At 46.8% G+C, this 26,053-nt stretch carries 17 protein-coding genes; 4 read left to right on the top strand and 13 right to left on the bottom strand.

The window, feature by feature from the left end; translation table 11 throughout:
• Both aceF and aceE read right to left on the bottom strand, forming a co-directional pair.
• Positions 1–1,611, bottom strand: coding sequence for a dihydrolipoyllysine-residue acetyltransferase (aceF, locus tag ICN23_RS08015; RefSeq protein WP_216231642.1), 1,611 nt, complete (start codon positions 1,609–1,611; stop codon positions 1–3).
• A 15-nt stretch (positions 1,612–1,626) separates the two neighbouring features.
• The gene (aceE, locus tag ICN23_RS08010; protein WP_216231641.1) at positions 1,627–4,323 is read right to left on the bottom strand and encodes a pyruvate dehydrogenase (acetyl-transferring), homodimeric type; all 2,697 of its coding nucleotides are present in this window, start codon (positions 4,321–4,323) and stop codon (positions 1,627–1,629) included.
• 205 nt (positions 4,324–4,528) lie between these two features.
• Between aceE and ICN23_RS08005 the strand changes: the two genes are divergently transcribed.
• Genes ICN23_RS08005 through ICN23_RS07990 form a run of 4 tightly spaced genes read left to right on the top strand, consistent with a single transcriptional unit; the run spans position 4,529 to position 10,788 of the window.
• Positions 4,529–7,054, top strand: coding sequence for a PAS domain S-box protein (locus ICN23_RS08005; RefSeq protein WP_216231640.1), 2,526 nt, complete (start codon positions 4,529–4,531; stop codon positions 7,052–7,054).
• A gap of 35 nt (positions 7,055–7,089) precedes the next feature.
• Positions 7,090–7,737: a response regulator transcription factor gene (locus ICN23_RS08000; protein WP_216231639.1), complete on the top strand. Its 648-nt coding sequence runs from the start codon at positions 7,090–7,092 to the stop codon at positions 7,735–7,737.
• 16 nt (positions 7,738–7,753) lie between these two features.
• Complete coding sequence (gene folD / locus ICN23_RS07995; protein WP_216231638.1) at positions 7,754–8,608, top strand: bifunctional methylenetetrahydrofolate dehydrogenase/methenyltetrahydrofolate cyclohydrolase FolD; 855 nt, start codon at positions 7,754–7,756, stop codon at positions 8,606–8,608.
• Between the two features lie 53 nt (positions 8,609–8,661).
• The gene (locus ICN23_RS07990; RefSeq protein ID WP_216231637.1) at positions 8,662–10,788 is read left to right on the top strand and encodes a M3 family metallopeptidase; all 2,127 of its coding nucleotides are present in this window, start codon (positions 8,662–8,664) and stop codon (positions 10,786–10,788) included.
• Positions 10,789–10,899: 111 nt separating this feature from the next.
• Here ICN23_RS07990 and ICN23_RS07985 read toward each other — a convergent pair whose 3' ends face one another.
• The 11 genes from ICN23_RS07985 to hrpA form a co-directional block, all read right to left on the bottom strand.
• Positions 10,900–12,204: a lipase family protein gene (locus tag ICN23_RS07985; protein WP_216231636.1), complete on the bottom strand. Its 1,305-nt coding sequence runs from the start codon at positions 12,202–12,204 to the stop codon at positions 10,900–10,902.
• A 65-nt stretch (positions 12,205–12,269) separates the two neighbouring features.
• Positions 12,270–13,118: an exodeoxyribonuclease III gene (gene xth / locus ICN23_RS07980; protein WP_216231635.1), complete on the bottom strand. Its 849-nt coding sequence runs from the start codon at positions 13,116–13,118 to the stop codon at positions 12,270–12,272.
• On the bottom strand, positions 13,111–14,559 hold the full coding sequence (gene ntrC, locus ICN23_RS07975; RefSeq protein ID WP_216231634.1) for a nitrogen regulation protein NR(I): 1,449 nt from the start codon (positions 14,557–14,559) through the stop codon (positions 13,111–13,113). The genes xth and ntrC overlap by 8 nt, the downstream gene beginning before the upstream one ends.
• Positions 14,556–15,677 (bottom strand): nitrogen regulation protein NR(II), encoded by a 1,122-nt coding sequence (gene glnL / locus ICN23_RS07970; protein WP_370624780.1) that lies wholly within the window; start codon positions 15,675–15,677, stop codon positions 14,556–14,558. The genes ntrC and glnL overlap by 4 nt, the downstream gene beginning before the upstream one ends.
• A 26-nt stretch (positions 15,678–15,703) precedes the next feature.
• Entirely contained in the window at positions 15,704–17,119 is a 1,416-nt protein-coding gene (gene glnA / locus ICN23_RS07965) for a type I glutamate--ammonia ligase (RefSeq protein WP_216231632.1), read from the bottom strand.
• 205 nt (positions 17,120–17,324) lie between these two features.
• Positions 17,325–18,176: a molybdopterin-binding protein gene (locus tag ICN23_RS07960; protein WP_216231976.1), complete on the bottom strand. Its 852-nt coding sequence runs from the start codon at positions 18,174–18,176 to the stop codon at positions 17,325–17,327.
• Positions 18,177–18,180: 4 nt separating this feature from the next.
• On the bottom strand, positions 18,181–19,050 hold the full coding sequence (locus ICN23_RS07955; protein WP_216231631.1) for an EI24 domain-containing protein: 870 nt from the start codon (positions 19,048–19,050) through the stop codon (positions 18,181–18,183).
• A 29-nt stretch (positions 19,051–19,079) separates the two neighbouring features.
• Positions 19,080–20,051: a sterol desaturase family protein gene (locus ICN23_RS07950; protein ID WP_216231630.1), complete on the bottom strand. Its 972-nt coding sequence runs from the start codon at positions 20,049–20,051 to the stop codon at positions 19,080–19,082.
• 3 nt (positions 20,052–20,054) lie between these two features.
• Positions 20,055–20,843, bottom strand: coding sequence for a polysaccharide deacetylase family protein (locus tag ICN23_RS07945; protein ID WP_216860550.1), 789 nt, complete (start codon positions 20,841–20,843; stop codon positions 20,055–20,057).
• An 8-nt stretch (positions 20,844–20,851) separates the two neighbouring features.
• Positions 20,852–21,886 (bottom strand): beta-propeller fold lactonase family protein, encoded by a 1,035-nt coding sequence (locus tag ICN23_RS07940; RefSeq protein ID WP_255532736.1) that lies wholly within the window; start codon positions 21,884–21,886, stop codon positions 20,852–20,854.
• Between the two features lie 59 nt (positions 21,887–21,945).
• A complete protein-coding gene (gene hrpA, locus ICN23_RS07935) occupies positions 21,946–26,040 on the bottom strand; it encodes an ATP-dependent RNA helicase HrpA (RefSeq protein ID WP_370624767.1) in 4,095 nt (1,364 codons plus the stop codon).
• Positions 26,041–26,053 lie beyond the last annotated feature (13 nt).

Genomic DNA, 26,053 nt, shown 5'->3' with positions numbered 1-26,053 from the left:
TTACAGACTAGCGCGACGGAAGTCGGCTAAGAGCTGAGCAATATAGACATTGAAGCGAGTAGCTAAGGCGCCATCTATCACGCGATGATCTGCTGATAAAGACAATGGGCAAATGAGGCGTGGCACAAACTGCTTACCATCCCATACCGGTTTCATCGCAGCCTTGCTAACACCCAAAATAGCTACTTCAGGTGCGTTGACGATTGGCGAGAAATACGTACCACCAATGCCGCCTAGTGATGAAATCGTAAAGCTAGCACCCTGCATTTGATCCGGCTTTAATTTGCCATCGCGCGCAAGTGCTGCGAGGTCTGAAGTTTCTTTAGCTAGCTCAAAGATACCTTTCTTATCCGCATCTTTAATTACTGGCACAACTAAACCAGTAGGCGTATCTGCAGCAAAACCAATATTGAAGTATTTCTTCAGAATCAGGTCATCACCATCCAGTGAGCTATTAAATTCTGGATATTTTTTCAATGCAGCTACTGCAGCCTTCATCAAGAAAGCAAGCATCGTGATCTTGACGCCTTTTTTCTCATTCTCTTTGTTAGTAAGAACGCGGAATGCTTCTAAGTCAGTGATATCAGCATCCTCGTGATACGTCACCGCTGGAATCATTACCCAGTTACGACCTAAGTTCGCTGCAGTGAGCTTCTTGATGCGATTTAATGGTTGACGCTCGATCTCACCAAACTTCGTGAAATCCACTTTCGGCCAAGGAATGAGATTTAGGCCGCCTAAGCTACCGCCACTGGAAGCTGCAGCAGAATTACCTGCCCCGCCACTCATTGCCGCCTTAACAAATGCCTGTACATCTTCTTGAGTAATGCGACCTTTTGGGCCCGATCCTTTAACCTGATCAATCGTGACGCCAAGCTCGCGTGCAAACTTGCGGACAGATGGGCTCGCATGACTGACCGGTGTCTCTACTGGCGGAGGAGTATTGCTCAGCGGAGGTGGTGCTGGTGCTCTTGGAATCGGAGGCTCAACAGCTTTCACCGCAGGTGCTGCAGGAGCTGCGCTGGCAGCTACTGGAGTAGCAACAGAACCTGAAGACCCACCCTCTAAGATCACAACCACCGATCCTTCAGAAAGATTGTCGCCAATCTTTACTTTGACCTCTTTCACAACACCAGAGTGTGATGACGGAACGTCCATCGTAGCTTTATCAGATTCAAGTACAACGATAGATTGCTCTTTCTCAACCTTATCGCCTACCTTCACCAAAACCTCAATCACTGGCACATCTTTGTAGTCGCCGATATCCGGGACTTTGATTTCAATAGGAGATCCACCAGCATTTACAGATGTCGCCGCTGGGGCTGACGGCGCAGATGCGGGGGCGCTAGCTACTGGTGCCGCTGCTGCAGCACCCTCTTCTAAAGTAATCACAACAGAGCCTTCAGAAAGATTGTCGCCAATCTTTACTTTGACTTCTTTCACAACACCAGAGTGTGATGACGGAACGTCCATCGTAGCTTTATCAGATTCAAGTACAACGATGGATTGCTCTTTCTCAACCTTATCGCCTACCTTCACCAAAACCTCAATCACTGGCACATCTTTGTAGTCGCCGATATCCGGGACTTTGATTTCAATTATTTGACTCATAGTATTTGTCTCTTATCAAACCGTCATTGGGTTTGGTTTAGTAGTGTCGATGTCGTATTTCTTAATCGCTTCTGCCAACTTAGAGCGATCGAGCTGACCAGAGTCAACCAAAGATCTCAAAGCAGTCAGAACTACCCAACGACGATCTACCTCAAAGAAATCACGGAGTTTTTCACGAGTATCGGAACGACCAAAGCCATCAGTGCCAAGCACTTCATAGCGACGACCCATGTGCTGAATTGCTGGACGAATCTGTTCTGCAAACAAACGAACATAGTCAGTAGCAGCAATGACTGGACCAGTCGTGTCTTTGAGACACTTCTCAACATGAGATAAGGTTGGCGCAGCAGCTGGGTTTAAGAGATTGCTACGATGTGCTGCAGTCCAATCACGGCCCAACTCAGTAAAGCTTGGACAACCCCACAAGTCTGAAGCAATACCCCAGTCTTTATGCAAAATCTCGGCTGCCTCAATAACTTCACGGAAGATCGTGCCAGAACCCAAGAGTTGTACACGCAGCTTTGCCTTATCGTCACCAACTGACTTCAGCTTGTACATACCTTTAATGATGTCTTTTTCTGCACCCTTAGGCATTGCTGGATGAGCGTAGTTTTCATTCATTAAAGTGATGTAGTAATAGACATCTTCCTGAACTTCTAACATGCGACGCATACCATCCTGAATCACTACCGCCAATTCAAATGCAAATGTAGGGTCGTAGCTAATGCAGTTTGGAACTGCACCGCTCCATAAATGGCTATGGCCGTCTTCGTGTTGCAAGCCTTCACCGTTCAAAGTGGTTCTACCAGCAGTGCCGCCCAATAAGAAACCACGGCTACGCATATCACCTGCAGCCCAAGCCAAGTCACCAATGCGTTGGAAACCAAACATGGAATAGAAGATATAGAAAGGCAACATCGGTACACCGTGCGTAGAGTATGAAGTAGCAGCTGCGATCCAATCGCACATACCGCCCGCTTCATTAATGCCCTCTTGCAGAATCTGACCAGTCTTGTCCTCTTTATAGAACATCAATTGATCATGGTCTTCTGGCGTATAAAGCTGACCCAATTGATTCCAAATACCCAATTGACGGAACATGCCTTCCATACCAAAAGTACGGGACTCATCTGGAACAATCGGAACGACACGCTTACCGAGAACCTTATCGCGCACCACAGTGTTCAGCATACGCACAAATGCCATTGTTGTGGAGATCTCACGACCTTCAGCAGTAGCTTCCAGTAAAGGTGCAAACACATCTAATGCTGGAACAGGCAAGCTCTCTGCTTTCGTGCGGCGCTGCGGCAAGTAACCACCCAGTTCTTGGCGACGCGCTTTCATGTATTCCAACTCTGGACTGCCTTCAGCAAACTTCACTAAAGGCATTTCGTCTAACTGCTCATCTTTGACAGGGATCTCAAAGCGATCACGGAAACGACGTACGTCATCCGCATTCATCTTCTTCGCTTGGTGAGCAATATTCATCGCCTCACCAGAGCCACCCATACCGTAACCCTTGATAGTATGAGCCAAGATCACCGTTGGCTGCTCTTTGTGATTTACTGCAGCATGGAACGCCGCAAATACTTTATGTGGGTCATGGCCACCACGATTCAGCTGCCAGATCTCATCATCACTCCAGTCGCTTACTAAGGCTTTTAATTCTGGGGTATTGAACACGATCTCGCGAACGTAGGCACCATTCTTGGACTTCATTGTCTGGTACTGACCATCAACGATCTCGCCCAAACGCTGCATCAAGATGCCTTTTTTATCACGGGCAAATAAGGCGTCCCATTGGCCGCCCCACACTACCTTGATGACATTCCAGCCTGAACCACGGAACTCACTCTCAAGCTCTTGAATAATTTTTCCGTTACCACGCACTGGGCCATCCAAGCGTTGCAAGTTACAGTTGATAACAAATATGAGGTTGTCGAGTTTTTCACGACCGGCCATACCAATCGCGCCCAAAGATTCTGGCTCGTCAGTTTCGCCATCACCCAAGAAAGCCCAAACTTTACGACTCTGCTCCTGGATAAAGCCGCGATCAGTTAAATACTTCATAAAGCGCGCTTGGTAAATCGCCATGATCGGGCCCAAGCCCATTGATACTGTAGGGAACTGCCAGAAGTCTGGCATCAACCAAGGATGTGGATAGCTAGAAATTCCTTTGCCACCCACTTCTTGACGGAAGTTATTAAGTTGTCCTTCTTCGAGACGACCCAACATATAAGCACGTGCATAAACACCTGGAGCTGAGTGACCTTGCACAAAGATCAAGTCGCCACCATGCTCTGGAGAAGGTGCATGCCAGAAATGATTAAAGCCAACGTCGTACAGAGTTGCGGCTGACTGGAAAGAGGAAATGTGACCACCAACGTTGGTGTCTTTATTAGCGCGCAATACCATCGCCATGGCATTCCAGCGAGTATATGAACGAATACGGTGCTCTACGTTCTGATCACCAGGTAAGCGCGCTTGGTTTTCAACAGGAATCGTATTGATGTAAGGAGTCTCAGCATGAAATGGCTGAACTACCCCGTTTACACGTGCATGAGAAATTTGTTGATCAATGAGATAGGCAGCTCTTTCTGGCCCTTCATTGCGAATCACGCCATCAAGCGCCTGCAACCATTCTTGAGTCTCGCCCGGATCAGCGTCCTGAGGATTCTGCGTGCCTAATACTTGGTCTGGAACAGCTGCCATCTTTTGTCTCCGTTAAATAGTGCTTTATTTGTCATTAACTCTATAGGCAATATTCTAGGAAGGTATATGGGTGTAAACAAGCAATTTTCCACATAATGATAGTATTTCTCATAATGTGGTATTTTATTGCACCGCAAATAAGAAGGCGTTCTTGGCTGAGAAATCCCGTTTTTGGTATCGCAATAGGGCAAAATGCTCTGTATTCATGAAAGTATCAGCCTCCACCAATCTATTTCTAAGGCCATTGAAATGGCTCCGCAAAATACGCGGATTTAGGCTTGTTTACACCCCCCTGCTCGCGATTGTTCTTTTCACAGCAGTCATGGGCATTATTCTGGGCACGCTCCACTTACAAGAAAAGACACAGCAGGAAGCTGCTCTATTTAGAGAGTTATCTTTTGCAAAGCAACGAATTCAATCTCGCTTTGCCAATAATCTTGATGCATTCACCACTATTAACCGTGAAGTGGCTGCTAGCGAAGATCAAGCCAAGTTAAAACTAATCGCCAGGGAGCAAGCGGATGATCTGGTTGTCAACAATCATGAAATCATCAAGATCGTCTGGCTGAACAATCAACAACAAAGGCAATGGGTTGCTCCATCTGAAACCAGTAAACCAGATTGGATTACTAAAACAAAAAATGATCAGGTGGTGAATGCCAATCTTACGTCCACCATTGAACTCAGTCGAGTAACTAGTCGAGCAGCGTTCAGTCAGTTTATATCTCTCAATCTGCCAGGTGATGAACCCATTAACGCCGAGAGAAAAATTGTGTTTTGGCAAGTAGTTCCAAATATCGTCGGCGGAGAAGCTGTGGGGTATTTGGCGGCACTCTATACGACCCAGGGAATCCTGGACGTCATACCTGGAGAGCTCAAATCCTATTACCGCTTCACCCTGATGACTGACAATGAAAAGGTGCTCGCCATTTCTTCGGACAAAGGCACTCCTAAACGTGCTTTTAGCAATCAAACTAGCTTAGACATCGGCGTCTTGAGTCCCAACATTACCTTGCGGATTGACACCTACCCTCCACCCACTAATCTCACCTTCAGGATGCTCATTGGTGTTGTATTGGGATTAAGTATCTTCGTGATTTGGAGCCTGTGGTCCGTCCTCAAGCAAATGCAAGTTCGCCAGGAAGCCGAAGCTAGTCTACGCACAGAAACCAGCTTTCGTAATGCGATGGAAAACTCCACTCCTGTAGGTATTCGCGCTCACGACATGGAGAGAAGAATCACGTACGTCAATCGAGCCTTTTGCGAAATGACAGGCTGGACCTCTGAAGAATTAATGGGCCTAACCCCACCCTTTCCATTTTGGCCAGATAGCCGAAAAGATGAGCTGGTAGAAAAAATGAATCGCGCCCTGAAATCTGAGATCAGCGGCAGCATGAAGATTGGTATCGAGGGCGCCATTCTGAAGCGTGACGGAACTATGATCCAAACCCGTACATTTATTGCGCCCTTGATTAATGAAAAAGGTAAGCAGACTGGCTGGGTAACCTCATTAATCGATATTTCGGAGCCAAAAAAGATTCGCGAAGAATTGGCTGCGTCTCAAGAACGATTTACCACCGTTCTAGAAAGTCTAGATGCGGCAGTGTCTGTTGTCTCCCTTGAAACTGATGAACTACTATTTGCAAACCGCTTCTACCGGGAGAATTTTGGCAATGATTCCAAGGGACACTTTCAGTTAGCGCACCAGGAAAACAAGATTGCGACTTTGCATAATATTGCGCAAGATTTACAGGACTACATCCGCGACGGCATACCAACCTCATTCCTCTATCAGGAATCAGAATCAGAAGAAGTGCAGTTAACTGACGGTAGCAATAAGTGGTTTGAAGTAAGGCGACGCTTTATCCCTTGGGTAGACGGTCATCTTGCACAGCTATTGGTTGCTACTGATATTACCGCTCGTAAAGAGGCAGATGATTTGGCACTCCAGCAACAAGAGCGTATGCAGTTCACCAGCCGCCTCACCACAATGGGTGAAATGGCTTCCTCACTGGCTCACGAGTTAAATCAACCCCTCTCCGCGATTTCAAATTACTGCATGGGCGTCGCAAAACGTTTGGATGGCAATGTTGATCCTGCTATTACCAAGGAGATCTTGCCAGCACTGGCCAAAGCCTCCGAACAAGCTCACCGTGCCGGAACCATCATTCAACGCATTCGAGGATTTGTAAAACGTAGCGAACCTCAGCGCAAAGCAGCGTGTGTTTCTGAAATCATTAATGATGCAGTTGGTTTAGTGGAGATTGAAGCGCATCGTCACCGCTTGAGTATTACCTCTGAAATTGCTGAAAACCTCCCAGTGGTCAATTTGGATCCCGTTTTAATCTTGCAGGTGGTCGTCAATCTACTAAAGAATGCGCTTGATAGCGTTCGTGAGGCCTACCCCCTCTCCTCACGCTGGTCAGCTCCTGCTGTGAAAATTACTGCTGATTTGGATACCAGCATATTCCCGGCCATGCTCAGAATCCAGGTCACCGATGCTGGGGGCGGAATCCCTGAAAATGTGCTGGAACACATGTTTGAGCCATTTTTTAGCACTAAATCCGATGGTATGGGCATGGGGCTCAATATCTGCCGCTCTATTATTGAATCCCATCATGGCAGGCTATGGGCCACCAATGCCCAGGACTCCGAACAGACCAAGCTGGTCGGCTGCACCTTTACAATACTTCTACCCTTGGAATCCCCTGAATCCAAGGCCAATACTTAACATTGAATTTATAGGTTTACCTCGCGAGAACTGATATGAACTTAAGTGCCACTGCAAAACCAAACCAAGCTGAAGTTGTCTACGTAGTAGATGATGATGAAGCAGTTAGAGACTCCCTCACTTGGCTTTTAGAAAGCAACGGTTATGTTGTGCGTTGTCACGCAAGCGCTGAGCGTTTCTTACAGTCTTTGCAAAGCACCGATAAGTCCACTATCTCTTGTGCCATTTTGGATGTGCGTATGCCTGGCATGTCTGGTCTTGAATTACAAGAACGCTTAACCGCTGAAAATTTGCCAATGCCAGTTGCCTTCATTACCGGTCATGGTGATGTTTCTATGGCAGTTTCCACAATGAAGCGTGGTGCAGTAGATTTCATTGAAAAGCCTTTTAAAGAAAATGATCTATGTGGTTTGGTAGATCGTATGCTTGCCAAAGCGCGCGTTGATTACTCACAAGCAAGCCAACGCAAAATTACCCAGAGCTTGCTCAGCAAACTCACTGGTCGCGAACGTCAAGTGCTAGAGCGCATTGTTGCTGGCCGCTTAAATAAACAAATCGCCGATGATCTCGGCATTTCTATTAAAACAGTTGAAGCGCACCGTGCCAATATTATGGAAAAGCTCAACGTCAATACCGTGGCAGACCTACTCCGCTTGGCTTTATCTGATCCCCAACCCAATTAATTACTAGAGTCTTAAGATGCCAGCGCAATTATTAGACGGTAATGCCCTATCTAAAAAGTTACGTACAGAGATTGCTGCCCGTGGCGCAATCGTTACTGCCAAAGGCACTAGACCTGGCTTAGCTGTGATCGTCGTTGGCGACAACCCTGCCAGCGCTGTATACGTCCGCAATAAAGTCAAAGCCTGCGAAGATGTTGGCTTTCATTCTGTTTTAGAGCGCTACTCTGTTGAGCTTGGCGAAGAAGAATTGCTCGCTCGTATTGCAACCCTGAATGCCGACCCCGCAATTCATGGGATCTTGGTGCAACTTCCGTTGCCAGAGCACATTGCCTCAGAACGCGTACTCGAAGCAATTGCTCCAGAGAAAGATGTAGACGGCTTTCACGTTGCGAATGCTGGCGCATTGATGGTTGGTCAACCAGAGTTCAAACCCTGCACACCTTATGGTTGCATGAAAATTCTGGAGAGCATTGAATATCCCATTCGCGGTGCCCGCGCTGTGATTGTTGGTGCATCCAATATTGTGGGCAAACCAATGGCGATGTTGCTGCTACAGGCTGGCGCAACCGTCACCATCTGCAATAGCAAGACACGTGATCTGGCACATCATACAAAGGATGCCGATATCTTGGTGGTTGCTACCGGCAAACCAAAAATGATCTCTGGTGATATGGTCAAAAATGGTGCGGTAGTAATTGACGTCGGTATTAATCGCCTGCCAGATGGCAAGCTTTGTGGTGACGTGGATTTTGATACCACTAAGTATGTCGCCGGCTGGATCACTCCCGTTCCTGGCGGCGTTGGCCCGATGACTATCACCATGTTGCTCATGAATACCTTAGAAGCCGCTGAAAAGGCATCAAAGCACTAAGGATTTGGCTGGGAGTTTTGGCAAAATTACTCCCAGTCCATTAAGCTAGAGGGATGACTACATCCCTCGCTAATACCCTCCCCGCTGAATTACAAAACAATCCTCTGGTTACTTTTGGACGTGGCATTGCCGCCTACTCTGAAGTAAAGCCTGAGCACATTGCTCCAGCAATTGAATACCTTTTGAAGCATGCACAGGACGCAGTCGACGTCGCAGTCAATCCCAGTACCGCCCCAAACTGGGATGCCCTTGCTGAGCCTCTTGAAGATGCTACCGAGTCTTTAGGTAGATCTTGGGGTGTGATCTCTCATTTGAATAGCGTTGCGGATACCCCAGAGTTACGCGCTGCATATGGAGCAATGCTACCTAAGGTGACTGCTTTCTTTTCAAGTCTTGGACAGAACTTAGATCTCTACAAGAAATTTAAAGAGCTCAGTAAGTCTCCTGACTTTGCAAAATTGAGTTCTGCCCAGAAAAAAGTCATTGAAAACTCATTAAGAGATTTTCGCCTTGGCGGCGCAGAGCTGAGTGACGCAGACAAGCCGCGTTTTGCCCAAATTCAAGATGAGCAAGCGACCTTAGGCAAAGCCTTTTCCGATCATGTCTTAGATGCAACCGATGGCTTTGTGCACCTTGTAACGGATAAAGCAGAACTAGTGGGGCTGCCTGAGGATGCTGTTGCTGCAGCTGCAGATACTGCCCAGCAAAAGAACCTGCAGGGCTGGGCATTCACACTGCACTTCCCTTCTTATTACCCAGTCATGCAGTACTCTGAAAATCGTGCGTTGCGTTGCTTGATGTACGAGGCCTATGTAACGCGCGCCTCAGAGCTGGCGCCACAGTACGGCAAAGGCAAGCTGGATTGGGATAATACGAAAAATATGCTTGAGCAACTCAGGCTGCGCGATGAAGAAGCTCGGATGCTGGGATTCAAGAACTATGCTGCACTGAGCTTGGCGCCGAAGATGGCCAATAGTGTTGAGGAGGTCGATACTTTCTTAACCAATTTCGCCCAGAAGGCAAAACCATTTGCACTCAAAGATTGGCAGGAACTTTCCAAGTTTGCCAAAACTGAACTTTCAATTACAGATGGCTTGGAGCCTTGGGATATTGCATTTGCTTCTGAGCGATTGAAGCAAGAACGTTACTCATTCTCAGAAAATGAATTGAAGCAGTATTTCCCATTACCCAAAGTATTAGATGGACTCTTCCAGGTTATCCAAACTTTATTTGGTGTGAAGATTGAAGCAGCTAACCTGCCTACATGGCATGCTGACGTGCAATCCTTCTCAGTAAAGAATGGCGCGGGAAATATCGTGGCCTATTTCTATCTCGATCCCTATGCTCGTCCTGGCAAGCGTGGTGGCGCCTGGATGGATGATGCGCGCGGACGTAGAGTATTGCCCAATGGAGAGATCCAAGTACCTGTAGCGTATTTAGTCTGTAACTTTGCACCTCCAGTGAAGGTTGATGGCGTCTTGCGTCAGCCAACGATTACCCATGATGATGTGATCACCCTCTTCCATGAGAGTGGGCACGGGCTGCACCACCTCCTAACCCAAGTGAGCGCTTTGGGTGTTTCTGGAATCAATGGAGTTGAATGGGACGCAGTTGAGCTGCCAAGTCAGTTTATGGAAAACTTCTGCTGGGAATGGGAAGTCCTAGAAAAGATGACTGCACATGCTGAAACTGGCAAACCGTTGCCGCGTGAGCTCTTTGAAAAAATCATGGCAGCCAAGAATTTCCAAAATGGCTATATGACCCTGCGCCAAATTGTGATGTCATTAACCGACTGGCGCCTACACTCCAGTTTGGATACCAAAGATGCGAAAGATCAAGCGGTACTCGACTTATCGAGAACGATTGCTGATCAATTTAATGTCATCCCACAGCCCGCTATCTCTCGCTGGATTAATACCTTCAGCCATATCTTCGCAGGTGGCTATGCAGCAGGCTATTACAGCTATAAATGGGCAGAAGTTCTATCTGCAGATGTCTACTCCGCCTTTGAAGAAGCAGCCAAGCTTACTGGTAGCGTCCTAGATGAAAAAACGGGTACTCGTTATCGCGAAGAGATCTTAGAAGTGGGTGGTAGCCGTCCGGCAGCCGAATCATTCAAGGCCTTTAGAGGCAGAGAGCCGAGCATTGATGCCCTTCTCAGGCATGGTGGCTTGGCATAATTGTTGCTAGATTACGCAAATAGAAAAACCACCCTCGGGTGGTTTTTTAGTTTCTTGAGCTATGAATTTCAAGATTTCATGTCTGATTTAATTGCTGCCTTAGTTTCTGAATTAGTTTTTGGGGCAAGCATTTTCTAGTGGCTTGCCTGCTACGCGATCCTTAACCCAAGCCAAATAGAACGGCTTAGATGATCCAGGAGTCGTAAAGTGAGATTGTTCACCAGGCAATTGCATTCTTCCAACATTACCTCCAAGTTTGCAAACTTGATCTTGGTAGAGCTTATGCATCATTGGAGGAACGGCGGTATCTTTTGAGCCAAAGTAAATTTGTACTGGCGCAATAGGCTTTACTACAGGTACACCACCCTTCAGCATTGCCTGTGCCCAAGCAAGAGTATTAGTAGGCGTTGACTTTAATAAGCTAGCGTAGTTTGCGCCGTAGTTAAAGTTAAAGGTATCACTAGCTGCGTGCATACATTTATTACTATAAATATCGTTAGCCACTTTCACGCCCTCATCAGTAAAGAGGTCTGATAATTTCAGATTAGAAAAGGCGGCTTGAGTTCCCCAGTAGTACATCGTTGCATGAGTAAAGTTAAAGACGTTATCCAAAAACATCTTTTGGGAACCTTGCAAATATTTATCTGCTGTTGCTTGATCGAGCTTGCCTGCTGGAGCCAATATGGAAATATCTTGCGGCGCTAGAGCCACAAATCCAACGATATCCACGCCATCAAATGCAGTGCCAGCTTGCTTAATGTAGTCAGGCATTCCAGCCAATGCAATGACTGCCCCGCCGCCTTGTGACCAACCATAAACAATGGTCTTCTTATTGGCGCCCGTCTCCTTCATAGAGCCAGCAGCACGAGCAGCATTAAGCGTATCCATGCCATTGGTCGCTGCAACACTATATTGATGTCTACCGCCACCACCCAAACCTTGGTAGTCGGTTGCAACCAATACATAACCCTCTTTAATAAATTCTTCTACCGCTGGAATTCCATAATCTGTCCAAGAATTTCCGCCAACCAAGAAATACTCATTCAAAGGAGATGCAGGATCAATAACTTGGGATGGACCACAATTTTGCGCTGCACCTGTTGTGCCATGTGCCCACGTCATCACTGGACGACCGCCTGCAGGAGCCTGACCCATTGGCGCAACCACTAAACCAGTTGAAATGGTTTTGCGACCAGAGATATCGGATGAAATATAAGCAATCCTCCAGGCTTGAGCGCCTTTGACGGATGTTTCAATTTTTTCCTGTTTAATCACTTGCCCCAATTTACCTTCAGGGGCCATCTTCATCACTGCCGTATAAAAAGGCTGCACTGGAGGATCAGCAAATACAGCAGTAGATAAAACTCCGAAGGCGGTACCGAGCGCTAAAACTGAAAGACGAGTGATTTTTTTCATGGATATGATGAAATGAGGTTCTAAAACCTCTATTAAACACCAAGCCAAGCAGAAATTAAGGCTGGCTATACTTTTTTAATCGTTGCGATTACAGGGGCATGGTCAGAAGGCTGCTCCCAGGTTCTGGGTTCTTTATCGACCACGCTCGCGGTGCATTTATCTTTAAGCGCTTCACTAAGAAGGATGTGATCGATCCGCATACCGGCATTTCTTCTGAAGCCCATCATGCGATAGTCCCACCAACTGAAGGTTTTTGGTGGCTGCTCAAACATTCTGAAAGAGTCAGTTAAGCCCAATTGAATCAATTCTTGAAAGGCTTGACGCTCCTCCGGAGAAACTAAGTTCTGGCCGATCCATTTTGAAGGATCGTGCACATCAGCATCGGTAGGTGCAATATTGAAGTCGCCTAGCAAAGCTAAACGTGAGTTCTGCTGGAGCTCTTCACCTAACCAAGTTTGCAATGCTTTAAGCCAACTCAGCTTGTAAATGAATTTATCACTATCAGGTGATTGCCCATTTGGAAAATATGCAGAGACTAACCTCATTGGCTGGGTTCCCGCAAAGGGAATCGTGGCAGCTAAGATTCTCTGCTGCTCATCCGTGTAGTTTGGAATGTTTCTGATGGGTTTTAGAAAGCTGGTTGCTGTGTCAGAGGCAATCGGTGCTAGCGCCGCCTTGCGCACAATGATGGCAACACCGTTATAGGTCTTTTGGCCTGCTGCTAGGCTTAAGTAGCCGGCATCCTCAAGCTCTTTATGAGGGTACTTATCATCCGTGAGCTTGAGCTCCTGCAAACACAATGCATCAATAGGCTGCTGCTTTTTTTCCTGATCCTGCAACCAACGCAGGACGTGTGGAAGGCGAACCTTTAATGAGTTAACATTCCATGCGGCTATGCGAACTGAATCAGTCATCGATTCCCAGCTCTTGCAACTTACGGGTAATCGTATTGCGTCCAATACCTAGACGTTGAGCGGCCTCTACCCTTCTACCGCGCGTTACCTCTAGTGCCGCCTGCAATACTGCTTTTTCAAAACGCGCAGTTAGGGCATCAAAGACTTCCTTATCGCCATCTTGCAGCATCTTGACAGCAAGACGTCCTAAGCCACTCTCCCAGTCGCCTGAGGCAACTTTAGCAGCAGGATTACTTGGTGAAGATTCGCCATGAAGAATGACGGGTTGCTCGCTAGCTTCTGCAACGATATCCGCAGGTAGGTCACTTACGCCGATCACATTCGCAGGTGTCATCACCGTTAACCAGTGGCACAAATTCTCAAGCTGGCGAACATTTCCTGGAAATGGCATGGCGCTGATTTCTTTTAAAACTTCATCAGAAAGCTTTTTAGGTTCAACACCTAATGACTTTGCACAAGTGAGCATGAAATGACGAGCCAACATCGGGATATCCTCGCTACGCTCACGCAATGAAGGCATGCGCAGACGAATGACATTTAGGCGATGTAATAAATCTTCACGGAACAGCCCGGCGGCTACACGAGCATCTAGGTTCTGATGGGTAGAAGCAATGATGCGTACATTAGCCTTAATCGGATCTTGGCCACCAATACGATAAAAATGCCCATCAGACAAAACTCGTAGTAAACGGGTCTGCAAGTCAAATGGAAGATCGCCTACTTCACCTAAAAACAGAGTGCCGCCATCAGCCTGCTCAAAGCGACCGCGACGCAGTGTTTGCGCACCCGGGAAAGCGCCGCGCTCATGGCCAAATAACTCAGACTCCAATAAATCTTTTGGAACTGCTGATGTACTCAGAGAGATAAATGGCCCCTTGGCGCAAGGGCTATGCTTATGCAATGCATGAGCTACCAACTCTTTACCGGTACCAGACTCGCCGGTAATAAGGACTGTCGCATTAGATTGAGCCAAGCGGCCAATCGCACGGAAAATCTCTTGCATGGCTGGTGCTTGACCGATGATCTCAGTGGCATCTTGGCGCCATGCAGTTAATTCCTTAGCGCCTGAGTCATTGCGTATGCCCTGCTCTACAGCACGATGGATCAGTTCTACTGCCTTTTCGACATCAAATGGTTTAGTGAGATATTCAAATGCACCACCTTGAAATGAAGAGACGGCTGAATCCAAATCCGAGTAAGCCGTCATGATGATGACAGGTAAATTCGGATGACTAGCCTTTACATGCTGCAAGAGATCTAACCCATTACCGCGGGGCATCCGGATATCCGAAATCAATACTTGCGGAGATTCTTTTTCCAAAGCATTTAGAACATCATTTGGATTAGAGAAGCTCTTATGCGGAATATTCTCACGCGATAACGCTTTTTCTAAGACCCAACGAATGGATTGATCATCGTCGACGATCCAAATTGGTTTCATGATGCTTTCTCCTGCCTACGGTATGGAATTTGAATATGAAAATCGGTACGCCCAGGACGGCTATTACAAGCAATAAAGCCCTGGTGCTGCTGAACAAAGGTTTGCGCCAAGGTAAGACCAAGGCCGCTACCACCTTCCCTACCTGAAACTAAGGGGAAGAAGATGCGTTCAATAATTTCTTCTGGAATGCCCGGGCCGTTATCAATGACATGTAAATCCATGGCCAACTTGTAGCGATGCTTAGCGATCGTGACAGAACGTGCCACACGGGTCTTAAGTTCAATTTGCGCAACACCATTTTGAATCTCTTCAGAAAGTGCTTGTGCTGCGTTATGAACAATATTAAGAGTTGCCTGAATCAACTGCTCACGATCTCCCAATACATCTGGCAGACTCGTATCGTAATTACGAATAATTTTGAGTCCCTTTGGAAACTCAGCCAAAACCAAGCTGCGAACGCGCTCTAACGCTTCGTGCACATTGAAGGACTCCATCACATGCGCCTTACGATGAGGCGCTAAGAGTCGATCAACTAAGGTCTGCAAACGATCAGATTCTTTAATGATGACTTGGGTGTACTCTCGCAAACTTTTATCTGGTAATTCAAACTCCAGCAGCTGAGCCGCTCCACGAATACCACCCAATGGGTTTTTAATTTCATGCGCCAAGTTACGCATTAACTGTTTGTTTGCCTCAACTTGCTGCGTCACGCGTTCATCGCGCTCACTACGCAACTGCTGATCAATCGGAAACCACTCCATCATGATCAGGGTAGGATCCTCGAGGACCGCCACAACTACGTGTGCCGGTATTGACTCATGATGAATACTGCCAGGCAAGGAATGCAAGATCATTTCTTGGCGCTGCGCCAAAACATGTCCTTGCTTCACTTCGCCAATCATGACCCTTAATGCTTCGTTATCGCCAAATAAATTGTGCACAGATTGACCCTCGAGCGATTTACGCGAAAGGTCCAAAGCTGACTCGGCAGCTGGGTTCACGTACACCAATTGTTGGGTCTCAGCCTCAAATACCACGATGGCATTGGGCATCTGATCGAGCAATGTCGGAAAAAAAGGAGCAGCCGAAGCTGCTCCCTTGAACGAATTGCGCAACAAACCTGCGCTCAAGTTCTCTCCTTCGCTTACAGGGAGTAGTACATATCAAATTCGATAGGATGGGTAGTCATACGGAAACGTGTGACATCTTCCATCTTCAAATTGATATATGCATCAATCATGGACTCAGTGAATACACCACCGCGAGTCAAGAACTCGTGATCTTTCTTCAATGCATCCAATGCCTCTTCCAAGCTTGCGCAAACGGTTGGGATCTTTGCGTCTTCTTCTGGTGGCAAGTCATACAGGTTCTTGTCAGCAGCTTCGCCTGGATGAATCTTGTTTTGAACACCATCCAAACCAGCCATCATCAATGCAGAGAAGCAGAGGTATGGGTTAGCCAATGGATCTGGGAAGCGAGTCTCGATACGACGACCCTTAGGATTTGGAACGTGTGGAATACGGATTGAAGCAGAACGGTTACGTGCTGAATAAGCCAACTTCACCGGGGCTTCAAAGCCTGGTACCAAACGCTTGTAAGAGTTTGTACCTGGGTTAGTAATCGCATTCAATGCTTTAGCGTGCTTGATGATGCCGCCAATGTAGAACAATGCGAATTCTGACAAACCTGCGTAGCCGTTACCAGCAAACAAGTTCTCGCCGTTCTTCCAAATGGATTGGTGAACGTGCATACCAGAACCGTTATCGCCAACTACTGGCTTAGGCATAAAGGTTGCTGTCTTACCGTAAGCATGAGCTACGTTTTGAACAACGTACTTCTGCCAGATAGTCCAGTCAGCGCGTTGCACCAATGTGCTGAACTTTGTACCCAATTCGTTTTGGCCTTGACCAGCAACTTCATGGTGATGAACTTCAACTGGAATGCCCAATGATTCAAGAATCAAACACATTTCAGAACGCATGTCTTGGAATGTATCTACTGGAGCAACTGGGAAGTAGCCGCCTTTTTTACCTGGACGGTGGCCAGTGTTGCCGCCTTCGATTTCTTTTGATGAAGACCATGGAGCTTCTTCTGAATCAATCTTCACGAAGCAACCCTGCATGTCGGCACCCCAACGAACGCCGTCAAAAATAAAGAATTCTGGCTCTGGACCAAAGTAAGCTGTGTCGCCCAAGCCAGTGCTCTTCAAATACGCTTCAGCGCGCTTAGCAATAGAACGTGGGTCACGGTCGTAACCTTTGCCATCAGCTGGCTCGATCACGTCACAAGTCAACACCAAAGTTGGCTCTTCATAGAATGGATCGATATAAGCAGCTGTTGGATCTGGTTTGAGCAACATATCAGATGCTTCGATACCCTTCCAGCCAGCGATAGAGGAACCGTCAAATGCATGACCACTCTCAAATTTATCTTCGTCAAAAGCAGAGATAGGAACTGTCGTGTGCTGTTCTTTACCCTTTGTGTCTACAAAGCGGAAATCAACGAAAGTACATTCTTTCTCTTTAACTAACTTCATCACATCAGCGACGGTCTTCGTCATGCAAATCTCCTCTATTAACTAAATTCGGAATTAAAACTTAAGGCATACACCCTTGTTTATTCCAGGCACCAAACATGCCTTATGGATGTATGTAATTTACTGAAGCAAACAAATGGGAACACTCATTATTGCACTGTTTAAGTGCTGAAACACCCCTCATATCGCCTCAAATACACCTCTTTGCACCTTTTTAGTGCAAATAAGGTTAGCTGATATCGTGGATTTCGTAGCCCAGCTCTTGGGTGCCAGCTCTTAATGCAATCCAAGCACTTTCCAAAAGGTTGGCATTGCCTTTGATACCCAGCTCTATATGGCGCTGGGCGTACACGCCACCCCTTGTGGCATCGCCTACCGATGGCAGGCTAAAGACCTTAACCCCAGGAAAATTCGCTTCTATGCGCTCCATTAATGGGGTCAAAGTCGATTCGATGCCCTTGGGAACGATAAAGCTCTGCTCAGCCCAGTTCTCTTGATGAAAGAGATCCTTATAGTGCGTATCCAAACTCCAGGCCATCATCGGCGCAGCCATCACAGGAAAGCCGGGAACAAAGTGATGCTCCTGAATTCGGAAGCCCGGAATTTGGTTATAGGGATTTGGAATAATTTCACTGCCAATTGGGAACTCTCCCATCTTGAAGCGATGTTGATTTTCTGGGGTGCTGAGGTCTGACTTAATCGGATCACCCTCAGCCATCGACTGAATTCTGCCGGCAATAAGTTCTCGCGCAGTTGGATGCAATTCAATTTTTGTACCTAATGCCAAAGCTGCGCATTGACGAGTGTGGTCATCTGGGGTCGCACCGATACCGCCCGTACTAAACACCACATCTCCACTTGCAAAGCTAGCCTTGAGTGTGGCGGTGATTTGCTCTGGATCATCAGCAACATATTTAGCCCACGCAAGACTCAGACCACGCTCATTGAGAAGCTCGATGAGCTTACTCATATGCTTATCTTGGCGGCGCCCAGAGAGAATCTCATCGCCAATGACAATTAAACCAAAGCGGCGCTGTGCCACGGTTGCTCCATTAGTCACATCTACTTCAACTTTCTTCATTACATCAACCATGGTGAGGGAGCTCCAAATCAACAATACGCGATTCCACTGTAAGTGCTTTATCGAGCTCTTCTTCTCTTAGCTGTTTAAGCGCATCTAATAGGAAATAACTAAACCACAAAGCAGCAAAGACAAAGATCAGAGAATAAATCCAAAGCGCAATAAAGCTCACTATCGGAAATAACACTAAAGCCAATGCAGAGGTAGCCCAAAAGAAAGTAGGCACAGCGCCCAACGCACCTGAAGCAATGCCCATACAAAGCAAGGGCCAGCGATACTTTTGAATCAGCAAATCGCGCTCTTCAGCGCTAGCATGTTTAGCCAGCACGTCATAAGACATTAATCGCATCGTTAACCACCCCCAAAGTAAAGGCGGTAAAACAGCTACCAGTGGTGGCACCCACCAAACGGGCAAAGTCAACATCACTAGAGCGAGGCAAATAAGAGCAGACCATAAGGTGTAAACCAAACTGCCAAAAAACCCGCCGCCCTGTTTGCATTCAAGACCATGAAATTGCGATTGACGAGAAGCAATTTTGACGATTGCCGGGACGGTTGAAAAAGCAATAAACACCAATAAGCTGATTGTGATTAACGGAATGATCAGCATGACAAAAAATAATGGCGCTATCCATGCTCGTGCGTTATCAAATCCTGCCCAAACAAGGCCTTCTTGAATCCAGCTGGTAAATATCGAAGTTGTTAGAAAGATACTTAATGCTTCGAGTGCTGGGGACCATGTAAGCCAAATCAGGCAGCCCCATAAAACGGAGACGATCAGAAACGGTCTTAGGCTAAGCCACAACATACGTGGATGCATAGTTCCAACCAAGGCCATGCCAAATGATTTAAATACCTGCTGCAAGCCGACCATACAACTCCTATTGCCTTGAGACTTGAAGTCTACTTGGGCATGATTTCTTTAAGGGCATGAATAAAGCCTTGCCATTGTTGGGTAAGAATATTTTGTGAAACCGTTAGGTTTCTTACCCCTGTAGGATAGACCTCTTTAGGGAAGATAGCCGTTCTAAACAACATATCCCACCACGGAAACAAAACACCAAAATTACAGCCTCCTAATACGCCAGGCTTACCTTTAGCTTCATGACCATATCCCACTGCATGGTGCATACGATGAAACATGGGAGACACCAATAGATACTTAGCGGGACCTAGATGAGATTTAATATTGGCGTGCTGCCAACTTTGCAGAAATTCACTCAAAGCAATCAGCAAAATAAATTGGCCCGGTGATACTCCAAACATCAAGGCAACAAAAGACATCACCACTGCCCGCATGATGTCATCCAGGATGTGATTGCGATTATCAGACCAAGCAGTCATGACTGTTTGACTGTGGTGTAAAGCATGCAACTGCCACCACCAGTTAAACACATGAGATGCACGATGGTAGAGATAGTCAACAAAATCTAGCAATACCAAGTAAATCAAGAAACTAATAGCCGGAATAGAAGTTACACCGGGCCACCATGACTCGACATTCAAGCGATCGAAACGGAAATCGTGCAGGATGGAGTCGACCCCAAAGAAGAATCCAGACAAAGCGATAAATACTAGGCCATGAAAAATTCCCAAGCGATGAAACAAGGTGTACAAGACATCCGCCCTGCTTGCTTTTGCAAAACGCTCTTGCTTCTCTGCTGGTGCTAGACGTTCCCAAGTTCTTAGAACAACAATAATTAAGAAAATTTGGATACAGCCAAATAAAAACCAATCAAGTCCATCAAATACATCTTCAGCCCAAGCCATTAAATCGAATTGATATAAAACTGGTCCCGCTATATTTACAAACAGAAACTCCTGAACGCTAGCGTACGCAGAAGAAATGACAGAAGTGATGGCATTGAGATCCATGCTTTATTTTGACTGATTTACAGAATTCTTGGGCAGCAGCCCAAAGCAGAAACCACGAGCCTTCAGATTAACAATGAGTTGCTCGAGAACGGCAGGCGCCCAGGGGTCTTTTCTAGACCAAATGCCTAAGTGAGCCATAGCAATATCGCCGTCTTTTATGCTGCGACTGGCTTTATCCAGGAGTGCGCTATTGGGATGCCTGTCAGAATTAAGCTCGTCACCCAAGAATCCAGCAGGAGACCAGCCAATATGCTCATATCCACACATATCCCCCATCCGAATTAAGGTGGGTGAAGTTTTGCCGCCGGGCGCACGCCAAATCTTTTGCATCGGATGCTCTGTCAGCTCTTGAAAGCGCTGATCTACCTTACGGATTTCTTTACACATTGCTGCTTCGTTATAAAGAACGGTCATACCAGCTTTAGGTCCAAATTGCGGTTTTTCAAACACCTCGCCTTTCGGTCCATCTTTAACAAAATAGGTATGGTCATAAGTATGGCTACCAAAATGGTGCTCCTCTTTAACGCGCTCTTGCCAATAAGCCTTCCAAGAATCATCCAAGGAAAAATCACCGCGGAAAGTTTTCTCATTAGCCAAAAAGAAAGTAGCCTTCACGTTTTGTCGCTTGAGAATCTCCGCCACTTTTTCTGCGACTGACATATTGCCAGTGTCAAAAGTCAGGTAAACGTTTTTACTGCACTGCGCAGCCTGAGCAAAGACGCCTAATGAAAAACAGCCGAGCAAAAGCGCGGCTGTGATGCGAAGGAATGCGTGATGACCAATGCGCTTCATGGTGATGGTTACTCCCATCCTGCCCTTGGTGTAAAGAAGACGCCGTGCGGTGACTTACCTACTGGGATCACGGTAACCAACTTCATGGTTGGGATATCGATCACCCCAACCTTTTTTGAGAAACGCAAAGTAACCCAGAGTGTTTTTCCATCTGGAGTAATTTCCATATCATCTGGACCCGCTGGAAGCCCAGTGATGTCACCAACCTTTTCTAAGGTTTGCATATTAATCAGGCTGATTGTTGAGGCAATACGGTTGCTTACAAATACATGCTTCTTATCACCCAGGGGGCGGAAGTTATGTGCGCCCTTCCCTGTTGGAATGCGCTTTACTTCTTTGCGATTTTTCCAATCAATTACCTGAACATTGTCTTCGCCGGTAATACCTACCAATAAATACTGATCACCTGGTGTCATCCATAAGCCTGCGGGCACTTTACCTGTTGGCATTACCCACAATACATTTTGCGTTTCAAGATCAATGGCAGCAAGCTCATTAGAGTCTTGCAAGGTTATAAAGGCAATTTTGCTATCAGCGGTAAATGCAATATGGCTTGGTGTCTTTGCTAATTTCACCGTCTTTGCCAACTTTAGATTAGCGCCATCAGCAGCATAAATATCAACACGATCTAAGCGATTACCATTTGCTACAAACCATTTGTGATTTGGGGAGTATCCAATTTGGTATGGATCAATGATGTTGGGAATTCTGCCAGTTAACTCACCAGTGGTTGGGTTCATTAAGGCCACATCATTACCAGCTGCATTTGCGATCAGTAAAGTCTTTTGATCTGGAGTCAACATCAAATGATGAGGCTCTTTACCAACTGGGATTGTTTTGATGACTTGACGAGTAGGCATATCAATCAAACTAATGGAAGCTTCGCCCGAATTAAGAATCACCGCCAACTTAGGCTGATTCGCTACAACTGCTGCCGCAGCATTACCTGTCTGCGCAAATCCGTTTTGACTGGCTAAAAAAAGTGAGAATAAAGCTGAGGTCGCAATTATGCGAAAACCTCTAATTCTGATAAATGTATACATGCTCCTATTGTAAGCAATCAGGAGGCACTAAATGACCTCTAGACCACAATGGATTTGACTTAGCGCAAGCTAGCCAAAACCTTTTCAAGGCGCTTTAAGGACATTGGGGTTGGTGTTTTTAGCTCTTGTGCATATAAAGCTACCCTCAACTCCTCTAGTTGCCAGCGGAAATCCACTAAAGCCTGGTCTTCAGCCATGGCATAGGCAGCAGTACCCCTGTTTCCCTGAATTAGTTTTTGCCATGGACGGGCAACCGATTCCCAATCTTTTTGGCACTGGGCATCGCGACTTGGGTTGGAACGTAATTTATCAATCCGCATCGCAATGGCTTTTAAGTAGCGCGGCACATGCACTAGCTGGGCATACGGTATCTCTGCAACAAACTTGGGAAATATCAAGCCCTGCATCTGCGCCTGAATATCTGCATAAGCACTCGGTGATGCAGCTTTTGCACTGGCAATCTTTTTCTGCAAATCCGCGTGGGCTTGTAATGCATTTAATGCATGACGAGAAATCTCTTGGGCGATGAGCGCCAATCTTGGTTTTCCTGCTTGTAAGCGCTCGGTAAATTGCTCAGCATTCACCGGCAAGGGCTCCGTCATATATGCGCGGTCTAACGCTAGATTGAGAATCTGATCAATCAATCCCTCGACTGAGCCCACATTAATGAAGAGCAGTCCCAACTCACGAATTCCTGGCAGCTGTTTTTGCAAAGCCTTGAGCGTATCTTTATTACTTAAAGCAAATAAGCGTCGTAATCCTAAGCTATGCTGCTTGCGCGCCTCTTCTAAATCATCAAATACTTCAAGATCGCAGAAGTCGCCGCGGTCTACCAAAGCAGGATACCCAAATAAGGTTTTATTGCCTTTTTGTATTTCTAATGTTTCAGGTAGCTCACCAAACTCCCAGGTACGGCAACCGCCCTGCTCCACCTTACGAGTCGTATCTGTAGTACTTTTATCGCCAGTTGAATTGGCTTTCGTTTTTTCTCCTACTGGCGGCTCTACGCCTAACTCAACCTGCGCAGTTTCCTGGGCAATTGCTTGGAAAGCATTTCGGGCAGTCTGTCCATACTCAGAGCGTAAGCGCGCTAAGTTGCGCTCCACTTCTAACTGTCGCCCATGCTCATCAATCAAGCGGAAGTTCATCGAAGAATGGAGTGGCAATGCCTCTGGTCTAAAGTCAGTCCTTTTAATCTCCAGACCACGCTCCTTGCGAATGTCGCTAATTAGACTATCCAAGAAATCACCGACACCAAATTGCTTCTCTTCTAATTTTCGCTCTAGAAAAGATTTGGCATAGTCAGGTAACGGCACACAATGACGTCTAAGTTTCTGAGGCAAAGACTTCAATAAAAGCAACGCCTTCTCTTCGCACATACCAGGCACCAGCCACTCACAGCGACGCCCATCCACTTGATTTAACTGAGTCAGAGGAACAACAAGCGTTACACCGTCTTTCGGACTTCCTGGTTCAAAGTGGTAGGTCAGGCTAAGTTGCGCACCCCCCACCAGCATCGTCTTGGGATAACGATCTACAGTAATGCCTGCCGCCTCGTGACGCATCAAGTCTGCCTTTTCTAGGCGAAGCTGAGCATCTAGCTCGCTTCCTTGATTTTTATCTTCTCCACTTTTTTTAGCTAACCACGCTTTAAGACTTTCTCGACTACATACCCCATTTGGAATACGAGACTCATAGAAGGCAAATAGCAACTCATCATCCACCAAAACATCTGGTCGACGTGAACGATGCTCTAGTGCCTCAATTTCTTTAATCAGTCGGCGGTTATGCCAAAAGAATCCAAACAGATTTGGATATTTTTTCTTGGCATCAGTTTCAGTCTCACGTTGCAGTGCTGGCGTATCCATACGCCCAAACATTTCTTCTTGAACTAGGGCTTGGCGGATAAATAGCTCTCTTGCCTCCTTAGGGTTATGCGGTTCATAGCGAACACGACGGCCATGGTAAATCGGCAAGCCATATAAAGTACCTCGCTCAAATGCCATAACCTCTCCCTGACGGTTATCCCAAAAGGGATCGCTCAAGGATTTAATGAGTCGATGGGCGGCTACACGTTCCACCCATTGCGGCTCGATCTTCGCAATGGTTCTGGCATACATGCGATTGGTTTCCTGCAGTTCACCAGCCAGAATCCAGGCACCGGCTTTTTTGCCAATCGTAGATCCAGGCCAGATGAATGGACGAATACCGCGAGCACCAACGTAACCACCGGTCTTGCTATTGCGATCCTGGGATTTTTCGTCCTCTTCTTTTTTGGCTACATACCCTAGTAAGCCAGTCAACAAAGATAGGTGAACTTGTTCATAAGTTGCAGCCAAGCCATTTTCTTTCCAACCCTTCTCGCCCAGCATCGTATGGAGTTGACCATGGACATCGCGCCATTCACGCAAGCGACGTGGTGACAGAAATTTACTTTTACAGAGATTCTCTAGCTGACGATTGCTGTGCTTATGTTGCAAAGCATCTTGATACCAATTCCAGAGTTTCACGAAACTCAAAAACTCAGAGCGCTCATCGGCAAACTGCAAGTGCGCTTGATCCGCAGCCGCAGCCTGGTCCATGGGTCGATCACGCGGGTCTTGTGTAGCTAATGCCGAAGCAATAATGGTCACTTCTTTTAAAGCATTCTGCTCTTTAGCGGCCAATAACATTCGTCCAATACGGGGATCCAATGGCAAGTCTGCTAATTGCTTGCCAATGGCAGTAAGCTTGAAGCTGTTGTTGATATCTTTGCCGGCATCCTTAATATCAGCCGTCTCGGATTCATCGAACTCTATTGCACCTAATTCATCCAAGAGCTGAACGCCATCTGCAATTGCCCTACCTAGTGGCTTATCAATAAATGGAAAGTGCTGAATCTTCGGCAAGCGTAAGGAGCTCATGCGCAATAGCACTGCCGCTAAAGAACTTCTGAGAATTTCTGGATCGGTAAATTTGGAGCGACCTTGATAATCTTGCTCGCTATACAAGCGCACGCAGATGCCATCCGATACACGACCGCAACGCCCCGCCCTTTGATTGGCAGCTGCTTGAGAGATCGGCTCTATTTGAAGCTGCTCGACCTTGTTGCGATAGGAGTAACGCTTGACCCTCGCTAAACCACTGTCAATGACATACCGAATATTCGGAACGGTTAACGAGGTTTCAGCAACGTTGGTAGTCAGAATAATTCTGCGACCATTGCCTGGGCTAAATACCCTTTCTTGCTCGGCTACCGATTGACGTGCAAATAAACTCAGAATCTCTGGATGAAAGCGCTGCTGCAGCACATGATCTTTGCGTAAAGCTTCTGCGCAGTCACGTATCTCCCGCTCACCCGGCAAAAAGACCAACACATCTCCAGCACCAGCGGCACCTTCACGCCATAAACTCGCAATCTCTTCGGTAACGGCATCCGGAATTTCTTTGGCAGTCTTTGATTCTTTCTTGCCATCAGGCTTTGCATCTGGCTCTAGTGGCGCATAGCGCTGCTCTACCGGAAACAGTCGACCGCTCACCTCAATCACTGGCGCCACTTGGCCATTGATTGCAAAGTGCTCTGCAAATCGTTGTGCATCAATGGTTGCTGAAGTGATGATGAGCTTAAGATCGGGGCGTTTAGGAAGCAGTTGGCGCAAATATCCCAATAAGAAATCAATATTTAGACTGCGCTCATGCGCCTCATCGATGATGAGCGTGTCGTAAGCGCGTAGCTGTGGGTCACGCTGAGTCTCGGCTAGCAAGATGCCATCTGTCATCAGTTTGATAGAGGCTGCATTGCTGGTCTTATCGGCAAAGCGTACTTGGTAGCCGACATCTTGACCAATGGGAGAGCCTAACTCCTGAGCAATACGCTTGGCTGTGGCGGTAGCCGCAATTCTGCGGGGTTGAGTGTGACCAATGAGCTTGCCGCCATTAATCGTACCCCGACCTAGGTCTAGGCAGATCTTCGGTAACTGTGTAGTCTTGCCTGAGCCCGTCTCACCACAAACAATCACGACCTGGTGGCTCTGCAGGGCATCCTTGATCAGCTGGCGCTGACCAGAGACCGGCAATTCCTCCGGAAAGCGAATATCTAGCTTCCGCAAGGTGTTGGAAGCAGGCACAGGCTTTGGGATTGCTTTGGGTTTTTGTTGGTTTATAGGCTCTTGCACCCTATAATTTTCT

It is taken from the genome of Polynucleobacter sp. MWH-Jannik1A5 (assembly GCF_018881795.1).
Taxonomy (GTDB): Bacteria; Pseudomonadota; Gammaproteobacteria; order Burkholderiales; family Burkholderiaceae; genus Polynucleobacter.
The sequence above is the reverse complement of the archived record's forward strand: the minus strand, read 5'-3'. Positions and strand labels throughout refer to the sequence as shown.

What these genes read in the sequence shown, in the direction of transcription:
- glnA (WP_216231632.1), bottom strand. Translation starts at nt 17,119, where the DNA reads ATGACGAAGACCGTCGCTGATGTGATGAAGTTAGTTAAAGAGAAAGAA.
- ICN23_RS07960 (WP_216231976.1), bottom strand. Translation starts at nt 18,176, where the DNA reads ATGAAGAAAGTTGAAGTAGATGTGACTAATGGAGCAACCGTGGCACAG.
- xth (WP_216231635.1), bottom strand. Translation starts at nt 13,118, where the DNA reads ATGACTGATTCAGTTCGCATAGCCGCATGGAATGTTAACTCATTAAAG.
- ICN23_RS07950 (WP_216231630.1), bottom strand. Translation starts at nt 20,051, where the DNA reads ATGGATCTCAATGCCATCACTTCTGTCATTTCTTCTGCGTACGCTAGC.
- aceE (WP_216231641.1), bottom strand. Translation starts at nt 4,323, where the DNA reads ATGGCAGCTGTTCCAGACCAAGTATTAGGCACGCAGAATCCTCAGGAC.
- ICN23_RS08005 (WP_216231640.1), top strand. Translation starts at nt 4,529, where the DNA reads ATGAAAGTATCAGCCTCCACCAATCTATTTCTAAGGCCATTGAAATGG.
- ICN23_RS07945 (WP_216860550.1), bottom strand. Translation starts at nt 20,843, where the DNA reads ATGAAGCGCATTGGTCATCACGCATTCCTTCGCATCACAGCCGCGCTT.
- folD (WP_216231638.1), top strand. Translation starts at nt 7,754, where the DNA reads ATGCCAGCGCAATTATTAGACGGTAATGCCCTATCTAAAAAGTTACGT.
- ICN23_RS07990 (WP_216231637.1), top strand. Translation starts at nt 8,662, where the DNA reads ATGACTACATCCCTCGCTAATACCCTCCCCGCTGAATTACAAAACAAT.
- ICN23_RS07985 (WP_216231636.1), bottom strand. Translation starts at nt 12,204, where the DNA reads ATGAAAAAAATCACTCGTCTTTCAGTTTTAGCGCTCGGTACCGCCTTC.
- ICN23_RS08000 (WP_216231639.1), top strand. Translation starts at nt 7,090, where the DNA reads ATGAACTTAAGTGCCACTGCAAAACCAAACCAAGCTGAAGTTGTCTAC.
- ntrC (WP_216231634.1), bottom strand. Translation starts at nt 14,559, where the DNA reads ATGAAACCAATTTGGATCGTCGACGATGATCAATCCATTCGTTGGGTC.
- ICN23_RS07955 (WP_216231631.1), bottom strand. Translation starts at nt 19,050, where the DNA reads ATGGTCGGCTTGCAGCAGGTATTTAAATCATTTGGCATGGCCTTGGTT.
- ICN23_RS07940 (WP_255532736.1), bottom strand. Translation starts at nt 21,886, where the DNA reads ATGTATACATTTATCAGAATTAGAGGTTTTCGCATAATTGCGACCTCA.
- aceF (WP_216231642.1), bottom strand. Translation starts at nt 1,611, where the DNA reads ATGAGTCAAATAATTGAAATCAAAGTCCCGGATATCGGCGACTACAAA.